We start from the raw sequence: 17,610 nt of genomic DNA, 5'->3' as shown, positions 1-17,610 counted from the left end.
CCCGCTTTACGTCTCGTGTCTAAATCTCGTGGATCACGCGGGCTTCTCGCATGATCGACCATTCTACCAGCTGGCGCCACATCCCTTCTATCAGATCGGGATCCAACCCAGCTTGCCCGGCTTTGGCGCGGGCGTTTGCTATGACCTCTTCCACCCGTGCGGGGATCCTTGCGGGCCAGCCATTGAGCCTCTTCAGCTCAACCGCCCTGTCGATATAGCCAGCGCGTGTCGCCAGCAACTCGACTAGCATTTTGTCCAGATCATCGATCTGGCCACGCAGTTCGGTCATATCGGCGCAGTGTTGCGGAGGGATCAGATGTGTCATCACTAAAAACTCTTGCGGCCCGAGAAGATCTCTCGGGCCGCAGAAAGCGCATTTTGCGTCTTAGAACAAGCCTTCGATCTGGCCGTCATCATTTAGGCAGATATTCTCTGCCGCAGGTTTGCGGGGCAGACCCGGCATGGTCATGATCTCGCCGCAGACTGCGACGATGAAACCAGCACCCGCCGAGAGGCGCACTTCACGCACCGGAACCGAGTGACCGGTGGGCGCGCCGCGCAGGGTCGGATCAGTGGAGAAAGAGTACTGGGTCTTGGCCATGCAGACCGGCAGGTTGCCGTAGCCCGCTGCTTCCCATTCTTTCAACTGATTGCGGATCTTGTTGTCGGCCAGCACTTCGTCAGCGCGGTAGATCCGCTTGGCGATGGTGTCGATTTTATCGAACAGTGACATATCATCGGGGTAGATCGGGGCAAAATTGGCCTGACCTGCATCGACGATTTCCACGATTTTTTCGGCCAACGGTGCAGAACCTTCAGAGCCCAGCTCCCAGTGACGCGACAGAACCGCCTCAACACCGTGGGTTTCGGCGTAGGCTTTAACCGCATCAACTTCGGCATCGGTATCGGTGACAAAGTGGTTGATGGCAACAACAACGGGCACACCAAAGCTTTTGATGTTCTCGATGTGACGGCCAAGGTTGGCACAGCCATTGTTGACGGCTTCGACGTTTTCGGCACCCAGATCGGCCTTGGCAACGCCGCCATTCATCTTCATCGCGCGCACGGTGGCAACCAGAACCACAGCCGAAGGCGCGATACCGGCCTTACGGCACTTGATGTTCATGAATTTCTCGGCGCCAAGGTCCGCACCAAAGCCTGCTTCGGTGACAACATAGTCGGCCACTTTCAGCGCGGTTTTGGTCGCGATAACCGAGTTACAGCCATGTGCGATATTGGCGAAAGGACCGCCGTGCACGAAGGCCGGGTTGTTTTCCAGGGTCTGAACCAGGTTTGGCTGCATTGCGTCTTTCAACAGCACGGTCATAGCGCCGGAGGCCTTGATGTCGCGGCAGTAAACAGCTGTTTTATCGCGGCGGTAGGCCACGATGATGTCGCCCAGACGTTTTTCCAGATCGGCCAGGTCAGTGGCCAGGCAAAGGATCGCCATGACCTCAGAAGCCACGGTGATGTCAAAGCCGGTTTCACGGGGGAAGCCGTTGGACACGCCACCGAGGGAGGCCGTGATCTGACGCAGCGCGCGGTCGTTCATGTCGACAACACGACGCCATGCAACACGACGCACGTCGATTTCGCACTCGTTGCCCCAGTAGATGTGGTTGTCGATCATCGCCGAGAGCAGCGAGTGGGCCGAAGTGATGGCGTGGAAGTCACCGGTGAAGTGGAGGTTCATTTCCTCCATGGGCACGACCTGAGCGTAGCCACCGCCAGCAGCGCCACCCTTCATGCCGAAGTTTGGACCCAGGCTCGCTTCGCGGATACAGACCATGGCGTTTTTGCCAATGCGGTTCAGGCCATCGCCCAGACCAACGGTCGTGGTGGTCTTGCCTTCGCCTGCGGGCGTTGGGTTGATCGCGGTGACGAGGATCAGCTTGCCGTCCTCTTTGCCCTGTACGGAGTTGATGAACTCCTGGCTTACCTTGGCTTTGTCGTGGCCATAGGGCAGCAGGTCGTCGTTCGACATGCCGATCTTTGCACCGATCTCTTGGATCGGGAGCTTGTTCGCCTCGCGGGCGATCTCGATGTCACTCTTGTAGCTCATGGCCTGGTTCCTGAATGTGAGAAAACAAACACCGGCTTCAAGGTGCCGGATCTGGCCCGAATTTAGTCAGAATGCGGCAAATTGCGCGCGTGATTTCCGACATTTTCCGGCCATGAAGCGGCGTCCGGGCAAAGATTGAGGGAACGAAAGTCGCCAAAACGAAAGTTCTGTGCCCGATAAGTTGCCCCTAGGGCGCCCAGGCTCGCTGATCCGGCACAAAGAGCTGCAGGCTGTCGCCGATTTTCACCTGTCCTGGACGTTCCACCCAGGCGGTGATTCCCCGCCGTCCCCGCGCCGCCGGTTTGAACTTGGGCCCAAAGCCCGCATGGTCCTTGTCAATCTCGCGCCCCGGGAATATGCAGGGTCGGTTTTCCATGTCCACAGTCAGAGTGGCCCCATCCGGACCCTGCAGCCGTGACGAGGGCGGCACAAAGGTAAAGTCCGGTATGCCGCGCAGCACCAGATTGGCCCCCAGTGCTGCGGGGTCGACCTGTTCCAGCCCCATGTCAGCGGCGATCAGTGCCAATTCTTCCTCTGAAAGGATGCTCAGCTGGCGCACATTGCGGATCGTAGTGCCTTCTGGATAGAGATTGCGCATACGCACACAAGACGCGCGGTTTTCCCCCTGATGGCGCTCGCCGTTCATCCCGTGAAAGCCCAGGGTCAGTGCCCCCACGGCTGAACCTGCAATGCCGGTATCTGCGGCAGTTTCGCCTGCCCAAACCACTTCACCTTTGAATTCTGTTTCCAGCAATACCGGCATGTCTCGCCCCTCGTCTCTGTTCCAAACTACGCGTTCTTGGCGACACTATATTCACCAGCAGCAATGGAAAGCCCCAGAAACCTAAAACAGGTTCCTGGGGCTTAAGAGTTTGTACTTTGATCTCAAAGCTTAGGAGGTCGGCTCCGGTTCCAGCCCGGAATCGCCCTCTCCCTCAGGGGAAGGCTTCTTCGTCTTGGCCTTGGGAATGGCCGTGACCGAAGCATTACCCTCATCCTCATCGGAATCGTCGCCCTTTTCATGCGGCGGCTCGCCCTTCATGACGCGCTTGATCTCATCGCCGGTCAGGGTCTCATATTCCAACAAGCCCTGCGCCAGGCGCTCCCACTCATCCTTATACTCGGTCAGGATCTCAAAGGCGCGATCATAACCATTCTGGATAAAGGTGCGGACCTCCTCTTCAATCAGCTCCTTGGTATGAGCAGAGACCGAGAAGCCGGTGGTATTGCCGCTGTAGCCTTCATGTGCCTCGGCATAGTCGATATTACCAACTTTGTCGGACATGCCCCACCGCATGATCATGGCGCGGGACAATTGGCTGGCCTGCTGAATATCACCCGCCGGGCCATTGGAGACATGGTCCTCGCCGTATTTGATGATCTCAGCCGCCTTGCCCGCCATGGTCATGGCCAGTTTCTGGTTGCACTCATCCTTGTGCCAGTTGAGGCGATCCATTTCCGGCAGCGAGACAACCATGCCCAATGCACCACCACGTGGAATGATCGTTGCCTTATAAACAGGATCACATTCCGGCAGTTTCAAGCCAACAACAGCGTGGCCCGCTTCGTGATAGGCAGTCTTTTCTTTCTGGTCCTGGGTCAGCACCATAGAGCGGCGCTCGGCCCCCATCATCACCTTATCCTTGGCGGATTCAAAATCCTCCATGGTGACAAAGCGACGACCAACGCGGGCGGCCATCAGGGCAGCTTCGTTGACTAGATTCGCCAGATCCGCACCCGAGAAACCAGGGGTACCACGGGCGATGATGCGCAGATCCACGTCAGGCCCCAGTGGTGTCTTGCGGGCATGCACGCCGAGGATCTTTTCGCGGCCCTTGATGTCGGGGTTGCCAACAGTCACGTTGCGGTCAAAGCGACCCGGACGCAGCAAGGCAGGGTCCAGCACATCTTTGCGGTTGGTCGCCGCCAGAATGATGACGCCCTCATTGGCTTCAAATCCATCCATCTCAACCAGCAGCTGGTTCAGGGTTTGCTCACGCTCATCATTGCCGCCGCCGTAACCGGCACCACGATGACGGCCAACGGCGTCGATCTCATCGATAAAGACGATACAGGGCGCGTTCTTCTTCGCCTGCTCGAACATGTCGCGCACACGGGAGGCACCTACGCCGACAAACATCTCAACAAAGTCTGAGCCGGAAATGGTGAAAAACGGCACACCGGCCTCGCCTGCGATGGCACGGGCCAACAGCGTTTTACCAGTACCGGGCGGGCCAACCAGCAGCGCGCCTTTGGGGATCTTGCCACCGAGGCGCGAGAATTTCTGCGGGTTGCGCAGGAACTCCACAATCTCTTCCAGCTCTTCCTTGGCCTCATCAATGCCTGCAACATCATCAAAGGTCACGCGGCCATGCTTTTCGGTGAGCATCTTGGCCTTGGATTTGCCAAAGCCCATGGCGCCACCTTTGCCGCCGCCCTGCATCCGGTTCATGAAGTAGATCCAGACACCGATCAGCAACACAAAGGGCAGTAGGGTGATCAGGAACGACTGGAACCCAGACTGCTGCTGCTTTTCAGCGCGCACCGGAATGTTGTTCTTGATCAGTAGCTCGGTGACTTCGGCATCAGAGGGCCGGATGGTCACATAGTTCTGCCCGTCGGAGGTAGAGAAGCGAACCTGCTCCCCATCCAGCACCACGGTGCTGACCTGTCCGCCTTCAACCGAAGCGACAAAGTCCGAGAAAGAGCGTTCGTTGCTCTGCATCGTACCGCCTGAACCACTGAACAGATTGAACAGCGCCAGAATCAAGACGAACAGAACGACCCAGAAGGCGATGTTACGTGCGTTACCCAAGGAATATCTCCTAATATCCGGGCCTCCTCGCAGGAGGCCCTCGTTACGCATAAAATAAGGAACATTCAGGCAGGTTCAATGCGATAAAAGCGATGCGAAGAACTCTTCTGCACTATTTATTGGTTCTGCGCTGCATTCATTGGCGAATCCTGCCAGCGGAGCAGCCATCAGCGCACCATTGCGCCACAGGGAAGGCGTAACCTCCAGAACCGGCGCAGGACAGTCCTGGTCGCGCCAGTCCGGGCAGGATTTCAACCCTTCACTGCCTAAGGGGCGAACCTCACAAGACTCTAATTTTCCTGCAAAAACCCGCCACCTTTGGTCCCAAACTTCGCCCGGATCGCTGCTCTCTTGTTGCACCATGGCCGCCTCACGGCAGATCCAGATCCTGTCCCGGTGGCTCAGAATACGGCATCCGGACAGGGTTGTCGCCCCGCCCCGTTGCGCAATAGCGACAGCTTCGATCATCGGCTGGCGTCTCGGCGGGTATTGGCCGCCTGAAACCCACAAAAGCGCCTGCATCATCAACCGATGAGAGATTTCATCGGGCAAAGTGCGGAACTTTCGCAGCTCAAACACCACGGCGCCTGCCTCAATCTGGGCCATGTCGCGCGCCGACAAGAAGGCATACCAGCCCAGAGCAGTCTGCGCCTTACCCATATTCTGCGCCACGGTCGCAAGCGCAGGCACCGTCAGCCCCAGCTCCTCCAGAACCGTCAGCGCTTTACGGGTTTTGATCCGATCATAGCTTTCATCGTCATTTGATGGATCTTCGATCCAATTCTGCCCGATTGAGCGCAGATAGTCGCGCAAGGCCTTTCGGCGCAGGCCCAGAAGAGGCCGCAACAGTGAGACCCCATCCTGGGTGCGCCGCACCGGAATACCTGCAAGCCCGTTAACGCCCGAGGCCCGCATCAAACGCATGATCACCGTTTCGGCCTGATCATCCGCCGTATGGCCAAGTGCCAGAACAGGAATCCCATTTTGCCGGGCCCACCCCGTCAGCAGACCATAACGGGCACGCCGGGCCTGATCCTGCAGGTTGCCTGTTTCCTCTGGTCCCTGGTCCCAGGTCAAAATCTCATGACGCAGGCCCAGCTGTTGCGCCACCTGCGCGACCTCTTCGGCCTCCTGACGTGATTCGGCGCGCAAACCGTGATCCACAGTGGCCACCATCAGCTCCACCGGATCATTGCTAAAACAGTCATTCAACAGATGCATCAGCGCGACGGAATCGCCGCCACCCGACACCGCGATGCCAATGCGTGCAGGCAACGGCGTGGCAAACTGCTGGCGCAGAGTGTCAATCATAGCCTCTCTGCCGGATTCGCCAGGCTCAATCTCGGTCAAGAGCATCCCAATGCGGCCATCTCGACCTTTGCTTGAGCAACCATATCGCCTCCGGGGAAGCGTACACCCACCTCTGACAAAGTAATACAGGCCTGATCGACCTGCCCCAGCCGTCCCAATGCTGCCCCCAGTTCAAACAGTGCCTGAGGTGCCATCTCGCCATTTGCATCGCCAGTAAAGGAGGCCAGATAGGCCCGCGCGGCTTCACGCGTATCGCCAAGCCCGTCCAGCGCCTTGCCCCGATTGAAATCAGCCTCCGGGGCAAGCGGGCTGCCCGGATAGGACTGGGTGAAAGTGGCAAATTTTTCGGCTGCCTGCTGATAGGCGCCCTCGCTCAAATTCTGTTGTGCTGCATCAAAATCAGCCTGTTCGCCAACAGCCAGCTCGCTGCCACTATCGGTGACAATCTGAGCCCCGCCCAAGGTACCAGCCCCGTCCAGGGTCTCTTCACCGCCCAGGGTGCTGGTCTCTCCCAGGGCGCCGATATCGCCGCCTTCCAGCTCGACCAGGCGGAATTCCAGATCACCAATGCGATTGGTGCCATCAGCAACAATTCGGTTGATGCGATATTCCAACTGTTCCGTCTGCGCCGTCAGCTGTTGCAGGCTGGTCTCGATCGCCCCGACCCGGTCCAGCACCGAACTGCCTACAGTCGCGCTGGAGGAAACGCCCCCCGTGGTGGACAGCTCCCGTTTCAGGCGCTGTATATCCACGTAAAGAACTGTCAGCTCCTGACGAATATCCGCCAGGGTCTGCTGATCCTGCGCCATAGCTGGTGACACCAAACTGGATGTCCCCAAAAGAGTTGTTGTCAGAAAGACCGCTCGCAGAAACCGCATCATCTTACCCCGTCAATCCACCGGCCAAGACGGTCACCGCGCGGCGGTTATTGGCATAGCAGCTCTCAGCCGAGCAGATCTCCAGCGGGCGTTCTTTGCCATAGGTAACAACCTGGATCCGCGACCCAGAGACCCCCTGCGAAATCAGATATTCGCGGGCGGCATTGGCACGGCGCTCACCCAGGGCCAGGTTGTAGATCCTGGTCCCCTGCTCATCCGCATGTCCTTCGATGGTAACGCTATAGTCCGCATTGGCGGTCAACCAACGGGCCTGACCTTGCAGGATGGATTCGGCTGCGGGGTTCAGGGCGGACTGATCCACCAAGAACAACACCCGATCACCAATGGTCTCTTGGAAGTAAGCCGGGCTGGCCGGATCCAGATTGGAACCTGCGATGCCAGTGCCACCAGAGTTGCCAAGGGAGCTGTCGTCCCATGGGGAGGTGCTGCACCCAGCCAGCCCCAGGGCTGCAACCAGGACAAATGCCTTTTTAAAACCGCTCATGACTATGTCTTTTCCTTTGGTTTCTGGGGCCTAGCCTATCACAGAGCATGGGCCGATTCTATGCAGGTCTTCCAGTCTTGCATTTTCAGGCCAGTTCAGCCTGCGGCTTCTTGTTATTTTTGCAACGGTGACCAGGCCGGGTCCGACGCCCCGTCCGGAGTACGCACAGGTTTCAGGTTTCGCCCCAGAATATCCACCGAATAGAGCAGTGCACGACCATTGGCCCCCTGGGTTTCGCGGGTGAACATGATCACCCTGCCATTGGGCGACCAGCTTGGGCCCTCATCCAGGAAAGAGGCCGTCAGCAGACGCTCTTCGCTGCCATCCAGCCGCATCACCCCAATGTGGAAACGGCCTTTGCTTTGCTTGGTAAAGGCAATGAGATCACCGCGCGGCGACCAAACAGGCGTGCCATAGCGCCCCTTGCCAAAGCTCACCCGGCGGGCCTCACCGCCACTGGCGGCCATCACATAGAGCTGTGGCGTGCCGGAGCGGTCGCTTTCAAAGACAATCTGGCTGCCATCTGGTGAATACGAGGGGGCGGTCTCGATCGAGGGCGCGCTGGTCAACCGCTTGCGGGCTCCGGTGGCGATATCCATGGTATAAAGATCGGTATTACCACCTTCGGCCTGGGAATAGACTACCGTATTGCCATCCGGCGCGAACCGCGGCGCAAAGCTCATGATGCCCTTATCCGCCGACAAGACCCGCCGCTGTACCTTGCCCACGTCCAGCACGTGGATCTGCGGAAAGCCACTTTCATAGCTGGTGTAAAGCACCCGGTCACCGGTGGGCGAAAAACGCGGCGCCAGCACCAGAGCGGCGCTATTGGTCAGATACTGCACCCCGGCGCCGTCATAATCCATGATCGCCAGGCGTTTGCGACGGTCATTTTTCGGGCCGGTCTCGGAAACAAAAACCACCCGGCTGTCAAAATACCCGCTCTCGCCAGTGATCCGGCTGTAGATGGCATCTGCCACCTTATGGGCCATGCGACGCCAGCCATCGGTGGTGCCACTGAACTGCAAACCGGCGCCCAGCTCGTTATCGGCAAAGATGTCATAGCCGCGAAACCGCACCGTCAACTGCTTGCCATTGACGGAGACCGCGCCGGTAATCAAAGCCTGCGCATTCACCGCTTTCCAGTCGGCAAACCGCACCGGCGCGTTAAAATCACTCACCGTAGAGATATGCGCGGTCGCGGGGATTTCGCGAAACAACCCGGTGCCGCTGAGATCCTCCGCGATCACCCGGGTGATCTGATTGGCCAGCTCTGCCGCCGCCGGGGTTTCGGGCAGAAAACTCGGCACCGCATAGGGCAGCGGTTCGATCACCCCATCGGTGATTTCGATCCGCAGCGGCCCATTCTGGGCCTCAGCTGCGCTGCCAATGGTCAGCAGCGGTGCGGTCGCAAGGAGAAGGCTTGCAAAAAGGGCTGTCAGGTTGCGCCTCATGAGAGTTGCGTCCTTTCCGGAGTGAATATCAGAGCAGTATCAAGCGTTCGGGGTGTCAATGCAGGGGGAAAATCCCGCCTCCCCCAGTCATAGTCGAACCCTGTGTGTGGCGTTTTCAATTTTTGGTGTCTCATTTGATCCGCATCTTCTCAGGGTTAAAAGTCATCACAATGTCGCGCCAATGGTCATATTTTTCGCTCGGCAAGGAAAACCCCTTGGCGCCACAGCGAATGATCGCGCGCCGCGCTGCCTCATAGGCCTGTTTGGCCGCATTGGTCGAGCCACCAGTGCTCGACATCATCCGGATGGTGCTGGTCTTAGGCCGCCCGTCCGGGTCCAGTGAGACTGCAACCTCGACGGTGGTTTTCAACGCCTCCGTTGAGAGCGAGCCGACATTCCAGCATTTCGACACAGAGACCCGCAGCGCGTCTTTTTCTCCGACCGTCAATGGCGGACCAGAGGGTTCCGGCGCTGCGACTTCACCGCCTCCGGCAATGGCAGCAGCCAGTGCATCCTCAATGGCCGAGGATTGATCTTCTTGCGGCGCGGCGGGTGTCGTCTCAGCGACTTCGGCGGGCGCGGGCCGGCGGGGTCGTGTTTTGGGGCGTACCGAGGTGAGCGGCGCGGTCACTGGTGGTGCAGGCTCTGCCTCGTCGCTTTCATTGGCTTCGGTCACAATCCTATCGCTCGCAGCCTCGGGGGCGGTGGCCTCCTGCACCTCCTGCTCGCTCAACGCCCCTTCATCAGGGTTCACCTCTGGCTGAACCAGATCGCCAATTGCCACCTCTTCTTCAGGGGCCTCCACCGGGACTGGCGCCACACGCTCTGCCGGACGAACCAGCTCCGGAACCGGCTGGCTTGGCACAATCGCCGGACTCTCGGGCAGTGTTTCGGGCGGCGTAACTGGCTCTGGCAGGGTATCGGCGACCTCTGGTTCTGGCTCCGGCTCAGGCAAAACAGGCACTGGCGCATCCACCACAGGCTCAGCGGTGGCGTCCGGAATGGATGTGTCGGGACGGGTTTCCGGGCGCAGGGGCAGGTCTGGGGGCGCCAGAGAGGTTTCGGGCGGTGTCAGGCTGCTTGGGGTTTCTGTTATCTCCGGGGCCTGGATCTGCTGGCTCAGCCTCGCAAATTCCTCTGCCGAGATCACCGCAACCTCTTGCACCGGCAGCGGCAAGGGCTCAGACGGCAGCCAGGCGCCAAAAGCAACCCAACCCACCAACAGGCCATGCCCCGCAAGGGAGAATTTGGTTCCGGTTTGCAGGCCCATGAAAATGCCCCAAGCCCCCGCTTATTGATCCGCGCCAGTGGCCGCGGTGTCAGCCTCTGGCTCTGGCCCGGCCAGATCTGTCACCAGCCCGACATTGGCAAAGCCGCCTGCGTTTAGCGCGCCCATCACCTGCATTACCTCCGCGTAGGAAATACCGCCATCGGCGCGCAGATAGACCCGCTCAGAAGTGCGCTCTGCTGCAATAGCACGCAGTTTTGCCACCAGCTCCTCGCGGGCCACCGGGGTGGTCTGGATCTGGATCTCACCGCCAAGGATCATGGTCACGGTCAGCGGCTCTTCCTGCTCGCTTGGCAATGCCCCCGCTTCGGTCTTTGGCAGATCCACCGGCACCCCCACAGTGGTCAGCGGTGCCGCCACCATAAAGATGATCAGCAGCACCAGCATAACGTCAACAAAAGGCGTCACGTTGATTTCGGACATCGGCCGCGCCCGGCCCCGACGGCGTCCGCGACGCCGCTCACTGGAGGAAGAGTTTTGAACCGCCGCGCCCATGGCTCAGGAATCCAACTGACGGCTGAGGATGGTGGCAAATTCGTCGGCAAAGGCCTCATAGCCGCCCAGGATGCGATCACTGTCGGCGCTCAGCTTGTTATAGAACACCACCGCCGGGATCGCCGCCAACAGGCCCAGGCCCGTAGCCAAAAGCGCCTCGGCAATACCAGGGGCGACAACCGCCAGATTGGTACTTTGTTGTTCCGCAATTTCGATAAAGGCGGTCATGATGCCCCAGACCGTGCCAAACAGCCCAACAAAGGGCGCCGTGGAGCCCACGGTTGCCAGCACCGATAGGCCGCGTTGCAGATCTTCGGTCTCTTTGGCGATAGCGACATCCATCGAGCGATCAATCCGCGCCTGGGCGCCCGGGATCAGCCCGCCATCACTGCGGTGGCTGCGCCGCCATTCCGCCATGCCAGCGGCAAAAATCCGTTCTGAATGGCCTGTGGGCTCTGGTCCCAACTGGTCAAACAACCCGTCCAGTGGCTCGCCGGACCAAAATGCCTGATCAAACCGGGCCGCCCGGCGGCGTGCCTGACGGTAATTGATCAGTTTTTGGATGATGATACCCCAAGACCAGATCGAGGCCGCGGTCAGCATCAGCATCACCAGTTTCACGGTAAAAGTGGCCCGCGCGAAAAGACCCCACATGGAGAAATCAATCTCCTGCGCCAGCGCCAGAGTTTCTGCTTCCATTTGCCTGCTCAATCCTCAGCCGGATCGCTCCGGTCTTACCTAATTGCACAGAGGCCCCACTTCAGGATCCCAGTGCCACTGCTCGTTGCCGTCACTCGTCTATGACCGTCTGTTGCGGCCTTATTTGCAGGCAGGCTAGCCGAAGTCCGGGGGAAATGCCAATCAAACAGTGCGCAGGCGCATCATTGTTTCAGCAATGCGCGAATCTCTGCCGGAAGCCGCGTTGGCCGCCCGGTCTCTGCGCTCATGCAAACAGCCGAAACCTTGGCGCGAAACAGCTCTGTTTCGCCCCGTTTGACCAGCTGATCCATGATCAGCCGCGCCGGGGTCAATTTGATAACCCCCGTCTCGATCACCAGCTCATCATCGTATTTCGCCGGGGCGAGGTAATCGGCCTCGATCCGCTGCACCACCCAGATTACCCCGGCCTCGCGCATGGCATTCTGGTCATTGCCAAGACCGCGCACCCAGTCGCTGCGGGCGCGCTCAATAAAGCGCAGATAGTTGGCGTGGTAGACGATGCCGCCCATATCGGTGTCCTCGTAATAGACGCGGACGGGAAAGGTATGGATCATTGGCCTGTGCTCCTGTGCTCTTGGCGGCAACCTAAAACCCGGACAAATCGGCGACAAGCCCCGCAGCCCAACCGCAGCCAAGTTCCGTTGCGCTCTCAGCCCGGCTCAGCATCCAGCAGCGGGTACTTCGCCAGCGCCTCATAGCGCGCGCCATCCGGCAGCAAGGTCGATTGGAAAAGCGTGATCTGATCGACGGTAAAGGCCGGAGACGCAAAGCCGCCAAAATGCTGCAGCACCTGCTCAATCTTCTGGAGCTGTTCTGGCCGCAGGCGCGGCCCAAACCGCGCCAAGGTGACATGCGGGCGAAACCGCGCCCGGGGCAGTTCGATACCGCTGGCCTGTATCACAGAGCGCAGCCGCCGGTGTAACTGGGTCAGCGCCTCGTTTGGGGTGACACCAGCGCACAGCACCTTTGGACTTTTGCCGCCCATGACGCCCAGCCCGCGCAGTTCAAGTTGCAGCGGAGAAGCCTGCACCATGACAAGCTCCTGATGCAGGGCCTCCAGCAGGTGTTCGGGCTGATCGTCCAGAAAACTTAGGGTGATATGCAGGTTTTCGCTGGGGACAAGCCGCCCCACCGGGATTTCATCCTGCAGGCGCTCCAGCAGGTCTAGCACCACGTCCGGCGGGGATAGCCCGAGAAAACACCGCATTTCCTAGCCCTGTGTGGGGGCCTGCAGCCGCGCAAACAATCGCAACGCATGAGAAGCGTCATTGGCCGACGGTGGCATCATCCGATCATATCCTGCGGCAATGATCGCAGCAATTTCCGGCCGCAGAATGGTTGCCCCTGTCTCTGGTAGTACCGCCAATGGCGAAGTGCTCGCAAAGGCCTGATCAGCCCAGAGCAGAATGATCTGCGCCGCCTGGCTCAGCGCCAGGGTTTCTGCCGGAATATCCGCCATGGCACCCTGCATGCGCAGAAAGACAAAACTGGCCTGGATGGCGCCGGTGTCATCAAACCGAAAGGCCCGGTACTGGCTGGCATCGGCCTCCTGCAATCGCGCCACCAAGGGCGGCAAATCGGGGATCAGTCGGCCCAGGTCCGGCACATCCAGCAGCTCTGCCCAGTCGCGAAAGAAAAAGAACATCAGATTGGAGCCCAGCTCCGGATCGGTTTCCGCCATCTGATGACCCGCCAGCGTCGCCACCGCCTCGATCGCGCCTTTTACCACCTGCAGGGTTTCCTCCTGCACCCCAAAAACAATCGGCGCAATGGGCCGTCCCCAACGGGCAAACCCGTAAGAGCCGTCGCTGCGGGTGAACAGGGCTTGGATTTCTTCGGGCGTCAGCTCCAGCGACATGGCAGCACTCCATCAGCATTTGTACAGGCGGGTCAATTACGGGCGGCTTGCGGCTCTATGCCCGGCAGGGCGCAAAACGGCAAGCCCAGCCAACATTCCCTGATGTGAGCAGCCCGACCAGATCTGCGGGTCAAGGAGGCCGCAAGGCCCCGCGCAGCGGCTTGTCCTTGAAGCGCCTGCCCTCATACAATTGTAGCGGGTTCTTTGAGGGGCAAAGCCGCCCCACATCCACACTCGCTAAAGGTAGGAGCCCCATTTGCGCTGCAGGGCTGCCGCGACATCAATCCCCTGCCAATCCGCAAACAGCAGCACAAAGCCAAGCAGATCAGCCACTTCATCTTCCAGATCACCAGGCGCGCCAGTGCCCCGCCCCTGCCCTACGGACTTCAGATAGGCCGCGTTGACCTCCCCCAGCTCTTCACTCAGTTTGCCCAGATACCAGGCTGGGTCTCGATCAATCTGAAACCGCTGCGCATATAGATCCGACACCCGGCGCACCAGATCGTTGAGCTGCTCAAGAGTGACCACCTCCCCCAGGTCTTGCTGTGTCATTGCAGTAGCCCCCGCATCTGTAGAAGCCGCCGCCCCATACCTTTACCCAAACAGATCCGTCGATCGCTGTGGCGGCGCGATCCCGAGATGGGTCCAGGCCTTTTGCGCCAGCATCCGTCCGCGCGGCGTGCGCTGGATCAACCCCTGTTGCAGCAGATAGGGCTCAATCACATCCTCCAGCGAGTCGCGGCTCTCACTCAACGCCGCCGAAAGTGTCTCGATCCCCACAGGGCCACCGCTGTAGTTTTCGGCGATGAGCCTCAAATATCGCCGGTCGGCGCCGTCCAGCCCCAGCCGATCAACCCCCAGCCGCGTCAGCGCCCCATCCGCCAGGTCTCGGGTGATGCGCCCATCGCCCTCCACAACCGCAAAGTCCACCACGCGGCGCAAGAGCCGCCCGGCGATCCTTGGGGTGCCGCGTGCGCGCCGCGCAATCTCACGGGCGCCCTCCTCATCCGCCGGGGTGCCCAGCTTGCGCGCGTTGCGACTGACAATTTCAAACAGCTCATCCACCGTGTAGAACTGCAACCGGGTGGGAATGCCAAAGCGATCGCGCAGCGGTGTGGTCAGCAGCCCCATCCGGGTTGTTGCCCCCACCAGGGTAAAGGGCTGCAGCTCAATCCGCACGGTGCGCGCCGCAGGCCCCTCGCCGATGACCAGATCCAGTTCAAAATCCTCCAAGGCCGGATAGAGGATCTCTTCCACCACCGGGTTCAGCCGATGAATTTCATCAATGAACAAGACATCACGCGCTTCCAGATTGGTCAGGATCGCTGCCAGATCGCCAGCCTTGGCCAGCACCGGGCCAGAGGTCATGCGGAAATTCACCCCCAGTTCGCGCGCCACAATCTGCGCCAGGGTGGTTTTGCCCAATCCGGGAGGGCCGTGAAACAGGGTGTGATCCATCGCCTCGCCGCGACGACGGGCGCTTTCAATAAAAATCCGCAGATTGGCGCGGGCCTCGGCCTGGCCAATAAATTCCGATAGCCCCTGGGGGCGCAGCGCGCGATCCCCCTCCGCCGAGGCATCCTCGGGCAGTGTTTCCGGGCGCAGCGAGGGATCAGCGTCAATCATTGGGGCCTCGTGTTCGACTATCTATTCCCGCAGTGCCCGACCTCAAATGGGGGCAAAGCACCTTCCCGGAGGGGAGGTCGGGCGCGCCTTGTCCAAGGGGCCCGGGCAGAATGTCATTTTGTTTTGGCATCTGCCTCATCCCTTTGGCGCCAGCAGACGCAGAGCCGCACGGATCAAGGCGGACTCGTCTGCATCAGGGTTTTCTCCCGCCGCCTCTGCCACGGCTGAGGCCGCATCCGAAGGGCTGTAGCCCAGGTTTCCAAGCGCCGAAAGCGCCCCGGCGGAGGCCGCCGCTGCACCGCTGGGTTTTGAGGCCGCCTTGCGGGTTGTTTTTTTGGCGGGTGCTGGTGCGGCAGGCTCAATCACCGCCTCCAGATCAGCGCCCTCCATGGCCTCTGGCAGGCTGCCCCCCATGGCCATGACGCCGGGCGCCTTATCCTTGAGATCCAGCACAATGCGCTGCGCGGTCTTGGGCCCTACGCCCTTAGCCGCCTTGACGCTGCCCCAGTCCCCCAGAGCAATGGCGCGGCTGACCCCATCCGGCCCCAGCGTGCCCAGAATTGCCAAGGATACCTTGGCCCCGACCCCCTGCACCGAGGTCAGTAGGCGGTGCCATTCCTTTTCCACCAAAGAGGTAAAGCCAAAGAGCTGCATCAGATCTTCGCGCACCACCATATCGGTATAAAGCGCAACCGGCTCGCCCACCCCTGGCAGGGTCATCATGGTGCGTTCAGAGCAATAGACCAGATAGCCAACGCCGCGCACATCAATCAGCACATGATCCGCCGTGCGGTACTCCAGACGTCCTGTCAGCTTGCCAATCATGCCCGCACCTCCCTGAGCTGTCTTTGCTGGGTGCCCCCGTAATAGGCGTGACAAATGGCAATCGCCAGCGCATCCGCCGCATCCGCATTTTTAGGTGCACAACCGGGCAGCTGCAGCTTTACCATATGGATGATCTGTTCCTTGCTGGCATGACCAACGCCGACAACTGTCTTCTTGACCCGGTTGGGGGCATATTCTCCCGTCGGCAACCCCGCCTTGGCCAGGGTGAGCAGCGCAACACCGCGCGCCTGCCCCAGTTTCAAGGTCGCTACACCGTCCTTGTTGACGAAGGTCTGTTCAATGGCGGCCTGGGTCGGCGCATAGGCCTCGATCACCTCGCTGACCTGATTGTGTAGCGACAACAGCCGCTCGCCGAGATCATCGCCATCAGAGGTACAGACCCCATTGGCCACATGGCTGAGCCGACTACCCTGTGATTCGATCACCCCCCACCCAAGGTTGCGAAGCCCCGGATCAATTCCCAATATGCGCATGTTGTGCCCGGCCTCTGCCTGAGTGTTGGTATTATTTTTCAACCAAATAGCACAAAAGGCGAACATGTCCAATTGCTTTCCCAGGGCATATCCCAGCGGGTTGGCGATCGCCCACTGGCAAGACTTCGCCGAAATCCCCAAATCCTGTTCCAAAACCGACCCTTTCCCAGGGTTCTCGCGACATTTCCAAACGAGGTGTGAAGAGATGCATTTCGACCTTATTTTTATGGGCTAAAGCTATGCACTCAATGCATATGACACATGCATTTTCGACACTTGCGCAGGCGAATATTCCGACCTAAATGCGCAAAATCGCATCAACATCCCGTTGCTGCAAAACATGTTCACTCAGATATGAAGGATGAGGATATGGCTGCTTTTGACACAACCCGCACCACCTATGGCTCCACCGGCCTGTTTGGCCGTATCGGCCTTTTGTTCATCGCCGCGGCCAGCGCCGTGGTGGCGTGGAATGATGCACGCAACTCCAAAAAGACACTGAACGCGCTGTCGGACCGCGAATTGGCAGACATCGGGTTGAGCCGTGGCGATATCGAAGACATCTCCGCTGGCAAGCCAGTCTTTTAAGGATCTGAAAAGCTCCTGGTGATCCTTCTTCCTCCCCCTTGAGGATCACCCAAAACACCGCCGCGCGCCAGTTTGGCCGCGGCGGTTTTGTTTTGGAAAGAGGCTGCCCCTTTGCAGTCGCCCCGGGAAAGTGAGCCTACGATCGCAGTCATGACCATCGGGACTGGGCAGCAAAAAACCGTCGTGCATAGTCACGACGGTTTACCGGAGGTTCAACTTGTCAAATCAGCCTATCTGCGCCGCCCTGTCAGACTGGCAGCTTGCAGGAACCGCACGCGCAGCCCCACAGCAGGTATTCATCGCTCTAGCGCAGAATAGGTCCGATTTGTTGCGCGGCCCAAACAGAGGCCGGATCAGCCTGCATGACCACCGCGCCCAGCTGTTCAACTGCACTCCCCGCAGCCAGCTTTGCCACCCGGTGGTCATAGCTGTCAAAGCCCAAGGCCGCCATCAGGAAGGCCTTGAACAAGAGAAATGCCCCAATGATCAGGACAAAGATCTTACCAGAAATGCGCGAACGGATTTTGCGGGGCTCAATTAAAATCAGCCCGTCCGATTGTACGCGCGCAGCATAGCCCTGTGAAAATCCGGCATGCTTGCTCTGCAAACGGGCCACACGGCCACGAAATTCTTGATGTTGAACACTCATAAAATTGCTCCGAACTGGCCCCCACCAGCGGATACAACTTTA

General features: G+C 59.6%; 20 protein-coding genes. 1 reads left to right on the top strand and 19 read right to left on the bottom strand.

Features of this window, described 5'->3' with window-relative positions; all coding sequences use genetic code 11:
• Nucleotides 1-19: 19 nt before the first annotated feature.
• The 18 genes from ED661_RS05190 to ruvC form a co-directional block, all read right to left on the bottom strand.
• On the bottom strand, nucleotides 20-325 hold the full coding sequence (locus ED661_RS05190; RefSeq protein WP_122072874.1) for a chorismate mutase: 306 nt from the start codon (nucleotides 323-325) through the stop codon (nucleotides 20-22).
• Nucleotides 326-385: 60 nt separating this feature from the next.
• Entirely contained in the window at nucleotides 386-2,062 is a 1,677-nt protein-coding gene (locus ED661_RS05185) for a formate--tetrahydrofolate ligase (RefSeq protein ID WP_122072873.1), read from the bottom strand.
• A gap of 187 nt (nucleotides 2,063-2,249) precedes the next feature.
• A complete protein-coding gene (locus ED661_RS05180) occupies nucleotides 2,250-2,825 on the bottom strand; it encodes an MOSC domain-containing protein (RefSeq protein WP_122072872.1) in 576 nt (191 codons plus the stop codon).
• A 129-nt stretch (nucleotides 2,826-2,954) separates the two neighbouring features.
• Nucleotides 2,955-4,877, bottom strand: coding sequence for an ATP-dependent zinc metalloprotease FtsH (ftsH, locus tag ED661_RS05175; RefSeq protein WP_122072871.1), 1,923 nt, complete (start codon nucleotides 4,875-4,877; stop codon nucleotides 2,955-2,957).
• Between the two features lie 75 nt (nucleotides 4,878-4,952).
• A complete protein-coding gene (gene tilS, locus ED661_RS05170; protein ID WP_122073340.1) occupies nucleotides 4,953-6,188 on the bottom strand; it encodes a tRNA lysidine(34) synthetase TilS in 1,236 nt (411 codons plus the stop codon).
• Between the two features lie 35 nt (nucleotides 6,189-6,223).
• The gene (gene ybgF, locus ED661_RS05165; RefSeq protein ID WP_122073339.1) at nucleotides 6,224-7,066 is read right to left on the bottom strand and encodes a tol-pal system protein YbgF; all 843 of its coding nucleotides are present in this window, start codon (nucleotides 7,064-7,066) and stop codon (nucleotides 6,224-6,226) included.
• A gap of 4 nt (nucleotides 7,067-7,070) precedes the next feature.
• Nucleotides 7,071-7,571, bottom strand: coding sequence for a peptidoglycan-associated lipoprotein Pal (pal, locus tag ED661_RS05160; protein WP_122072870.1), 501 nt, complete (start codon nucleotides 7,569-7,571; stop codon nucleotides 7,071-7,073).
• Between the two features lie 113 nt (nucleotides 7,572-7,684).
• Nucleotides 7,685-9,025, bottom strand: a complete 1,341-nt coding sequence (gene tolB, locus ED661_RS05155) for a Tol-Pal system beta propeller repeat protein TolB (RefSeq protein WP_122072869.1) — start codon at nucleotides 9,023-9,025, stop codon at nucleotides 7,685-7,687.
• Nucleotides 9,026-9,155: 130 nt separating this feature from the next.
• Complete coding sequence (locus ED661_RS05150; RefSeq protein WP_122073338.1) at nucleotides 9,156-10,289, bottom strand: energy transducer TonB; 1,134 nt, start codon at nucleotides 10,287-10,289, stop codon at nucleotides 9,156-9,158.
• A gap of 27 nt (nucleotides 10,290-10,316) precedes the next feature.
• On the bottom strand, nucleotides 10,317-10,808 hold the full coding sequence (gene tolR / locus ED661_RS05145; protein ID WP_122072868.1) for a protein TolR: 492 nt from the start codon (nucleotides 10,806-10,808) through the stop codon (nucleotides 10,317-10,319).
• A 3-nt stretch (nucleotides 10,809-10,811) separates the two neighbouring features.
• Nucleotides 10,812-11,507 (bottom strand): protein TolQ, encoded by a 696-nt coding sequence (gene tolQ / locus ED661_RS05140; RefSeq protein WP_122072867.1) that lies wholly within the window; start codon nucleotides 11,505-11,507, stop codon nucleotides 10,812-10,814.
• A 182-nt stretch (nucleotides 11,508-11,689) separates the two neighbouring features.
• Complete coding sequence (gene ybgC / locus ED661_RS05135; protein ID WP_122072866.1) at nucleotides 11,690-12,082, bottom strand: tol-pal system-associated acyl-CoA thioesterase; 393 nt, start codon at nucleotides 12,080-12,082, stop codon at nucleotides 11,690-11,692.
• Nucleotides 12,083-12,177: 95 nt separating this feature from the next.
• Nucleotides 12,178-12,735: an RNA 2',3'-cyclic phosphodiesterase gene (thpR, locus tag ED661_RS05130; protein WP_122072865.1), complete on the bottom strand. Its 558-nt coding sequence runs from the start codon at nucleotides 12,733-12,735 to the stop codon at nucleotides 12,178-12,180.
• A 3-nt stretch (nucleotides 12,736-12,738) separates the two neighbouring features.
• Entirely contained in the window at nucleotides 12,739-13,386 is a 648-nt protein-coding gene (locus tag ED661_RS05125; protein ID WP_122072864.1) for a hypothetical protein, read from the bottom strand.
• A gap of 237 nt (nucleotides 13,387-13,623) precedes the next feature.
• A complete protein-coding gene (locus tag ED661_RS05120) occupies nucleotides 13,624-13,938 on the bottom strand; it encodes a hypothetical protein (protein WP_122072863.1) in 315 nt (104 codons plus the stop codon).
• Between the two features lie 42 nt (nucleotides 13,939-13,980).
• Nucleotides 13,981-15,012 (bottom strand): Holliday junction branch migration DNA helicase RuvB, encoded by a 1,032-nt coding sequence (gene ruvB, locus ED661_RS05115; protein ID WP_122072862.1) that lies wholly within the window; start codon nucleotides 15,010-15,012, stop codon nucleotides 13,981-13,983.
• Between the two features lie 135 nt (nucleotides 15,013-15,147).
• The gene (gene ruvA, locus ED661_RS05110; RefSeq protein WP_122072861.1) at nucleotides 15,148-15,837 is read right to left on the bottom strand and encodes a Holliday junction branch migration protein RuvA; all 690 of its coding nucleotides are present in this window, start codon (nucleotides 15,835-15,837) and stop codon (nucleotides 15,148-15,150) included.
• On the bottom strand, nucleotides 15,834-16,331 hold the full coding sequence (gene ruvC, locus ED661_RS05105) for a crossover junction endodeoxyribonuclease RuvC (protein WP_122073337.1): 498 nt from the start codon (nucleotides 16,329-16,331) through the stop codon (nucleotides 15,834-15,836). The genes ruvA and ruvC overlap by 4 nt, the downstream gene beginning before the upstream one ends.
• A gap of 369 nt (nucleotides 16,332-16,700) precedes the next feature.
• Here ruvC and ED661_RS05100 point away from each other — a divergent pair, with 369 nt between their 5' ends.
• Nucleotides 16,701-16,919 carry a DUF1127 domain-containing protein gene (locus ED661_RS05100; protein ID WP_122073336.1) on the top strand — a complete coding sequence of 73 codons (219 nt, stop codon included), beginning with the start codon at nucleotides 16,701-16,703 and terminating at the stop codon, nucleotides 16,917-16,919.
• Between the two features lie 304 nt (nucleotides 16,920-17,223).
• On the opposite strand, the gene ED661_RS05095 is transcribed toward ED661_RS05100, so the two are convergent.
• On the bottom strand, nucleotides 17,224-17,568 hold the full coding sequence (locus ED661_RS05095; protein ID WP_122072860.1) for a hypothetical protein: 345 nt from the start codon (nucleotides 17,566-17,568) through the stop codon (nucleotides 17,224-17,226).
• Between the last annotated feature and the right edge of the window lie 42 nt (nucleotides 17,569-17,610).

Source organism: Pseudophaeobacter sp. EL27 (assembly GCF_900313025.1).
In the GTDB taxonomy this organism is placed as follows: Bacteria; Pseudomonadota; Alphaproteobacteria; order Rhodobacterales; family Rhodobacteraceae; genus Pseudophaeobacter.
Note: the sequence above shows the minus strand (reverse complement) of the source record. Positions and strands in the feature narration are given on the sequence as shown.

Excerpts from the sequence above, each read along its gene's own strand:
- ED661_RS05190 (WP_122072874.1), bottom strand. The coding sequence starts at position 325 with ATGACACATCTGATCCCTCCGCAACACTGCGCCGATATGACCGAACTG.
- ED661_RS05185 (WP_122072873.1), bottom strand. The coding sequence starts at position 2,062 with ATGAGCTACAAGAGTGACATCGAGATCGCCCGCGAGGCGAACAAGCTC.
- ED661_RS05180 (WP_122072872.1), bottom strand. The coding sequence starts at position 2,825 with ATGCCGGTATTGCTGGAAACAGAATTCAAAGGTGAAGTGGTTTGGGCA.
- tilS (WP_122073340.1), bottom strand. The coding sequence starts at position 6,188 with ATGATTGACACTCTGCGCCAGCAGTTTGCCACGCCGTTGCCTGCACGC.
- ybgF (WP_122073339.1), bottom strand. The coding sequence starts at position 7,066 with ATGCGGTTTCTGCGAGCGGTCTTTCTGACAACAACTCTTTTGGGGACA.
- pal (WP_122072870.1), bottom strand. The coding sequence starts at position 7,571 with ATGAGCGGTTTTAAAAAGGCATTTGTCCTGGTTGCAGCCCTGGGGCTG.
- tolB (WP_122072869.1), bottom strand. The coding sequence starts at position 9,025 with ATGAGGCGCAACCTGACAGCCCTTTTTGCAAGCCTTCTCCTTGCGACC.
- tolR (WP_122072868.1), bottom strand. The coding sequence starts at position 10,808 with ATGGGCGCGGCGGTTCAAAACTCTTCCTCCAGTGAGCGGCGTCGCGGA.
- tolQ (WP_122072867.1), bottom strand. The coding sequence starts at position 11,507 with ATGGAAGCAGAAACTCTGGCGCTGGCGCAGGAGATTGATTTCTCCATG.
- ybgC (WP_122072866.1), bottom strand. The coding sequence starts at position 12,082 with ATGATCCATACCTTTCCCGTCCGCGTCTATTACGAGGACACCGATATG.
- thpR (WP_122072865.1), bottom strand. The coding sequence starts at position 12,735 with ATGCGGTGTTTTCTCGGGCTATCCCCGCCGGACGTGGTGCTAGACCTG.
- ED661_RS05125 (WP_122072864.1), bottom strand. The coding sequence starts at position 13,386 with ATGTCGCTGGAGCTGACGCCCGAAGAAATCCAAGCCCTGTTCACCCGC.
- ED661_RS05120 (WP_122072863.1), bottom strand. The coding sequence starts at position 13,938 with ATGACACAGCAAGACCTGGGGGAGGTGGTCACTCTTGAGCAGCTCAAC.
- ruvB (WP_122072862.1), bottom strand. The coding sequence starts at position 15,012 with ATGATTGACGCTGATCCCTCGCTGCGCCCGGAAACACTGCCCGAGGAT.
- ruvA (WP_122072861.1), bottom strand. The coding sequence starts at position 15,837 with ATGATTGGCAAGCTGACAGGACGTCTGGAGTACCGCACGGCGGATCAT.
- ruvC (WP_122073337.1), bottom strand. The coding sequence starts at position 16,331 with ATGCGCATATTGGGAATTGATCCGGGGCTTCGCAACCTTGGGTGGGGG.
- ED661_RS05100 (WP_122073336.1), top strand. The coding sequence starts at position 16,701 with ATGGCTGCTTTTGACACAACCCGCACCACCTATGGCTCCACCGGCCTG.
- ED661_RS05095 (WP_122072860.1), bottom strand. The coding sequence starts at position 17,568 with ATGAGTGTTCAACATCAAGAATTTCGTGGCCGTGTGGCCCGTTTGCAG.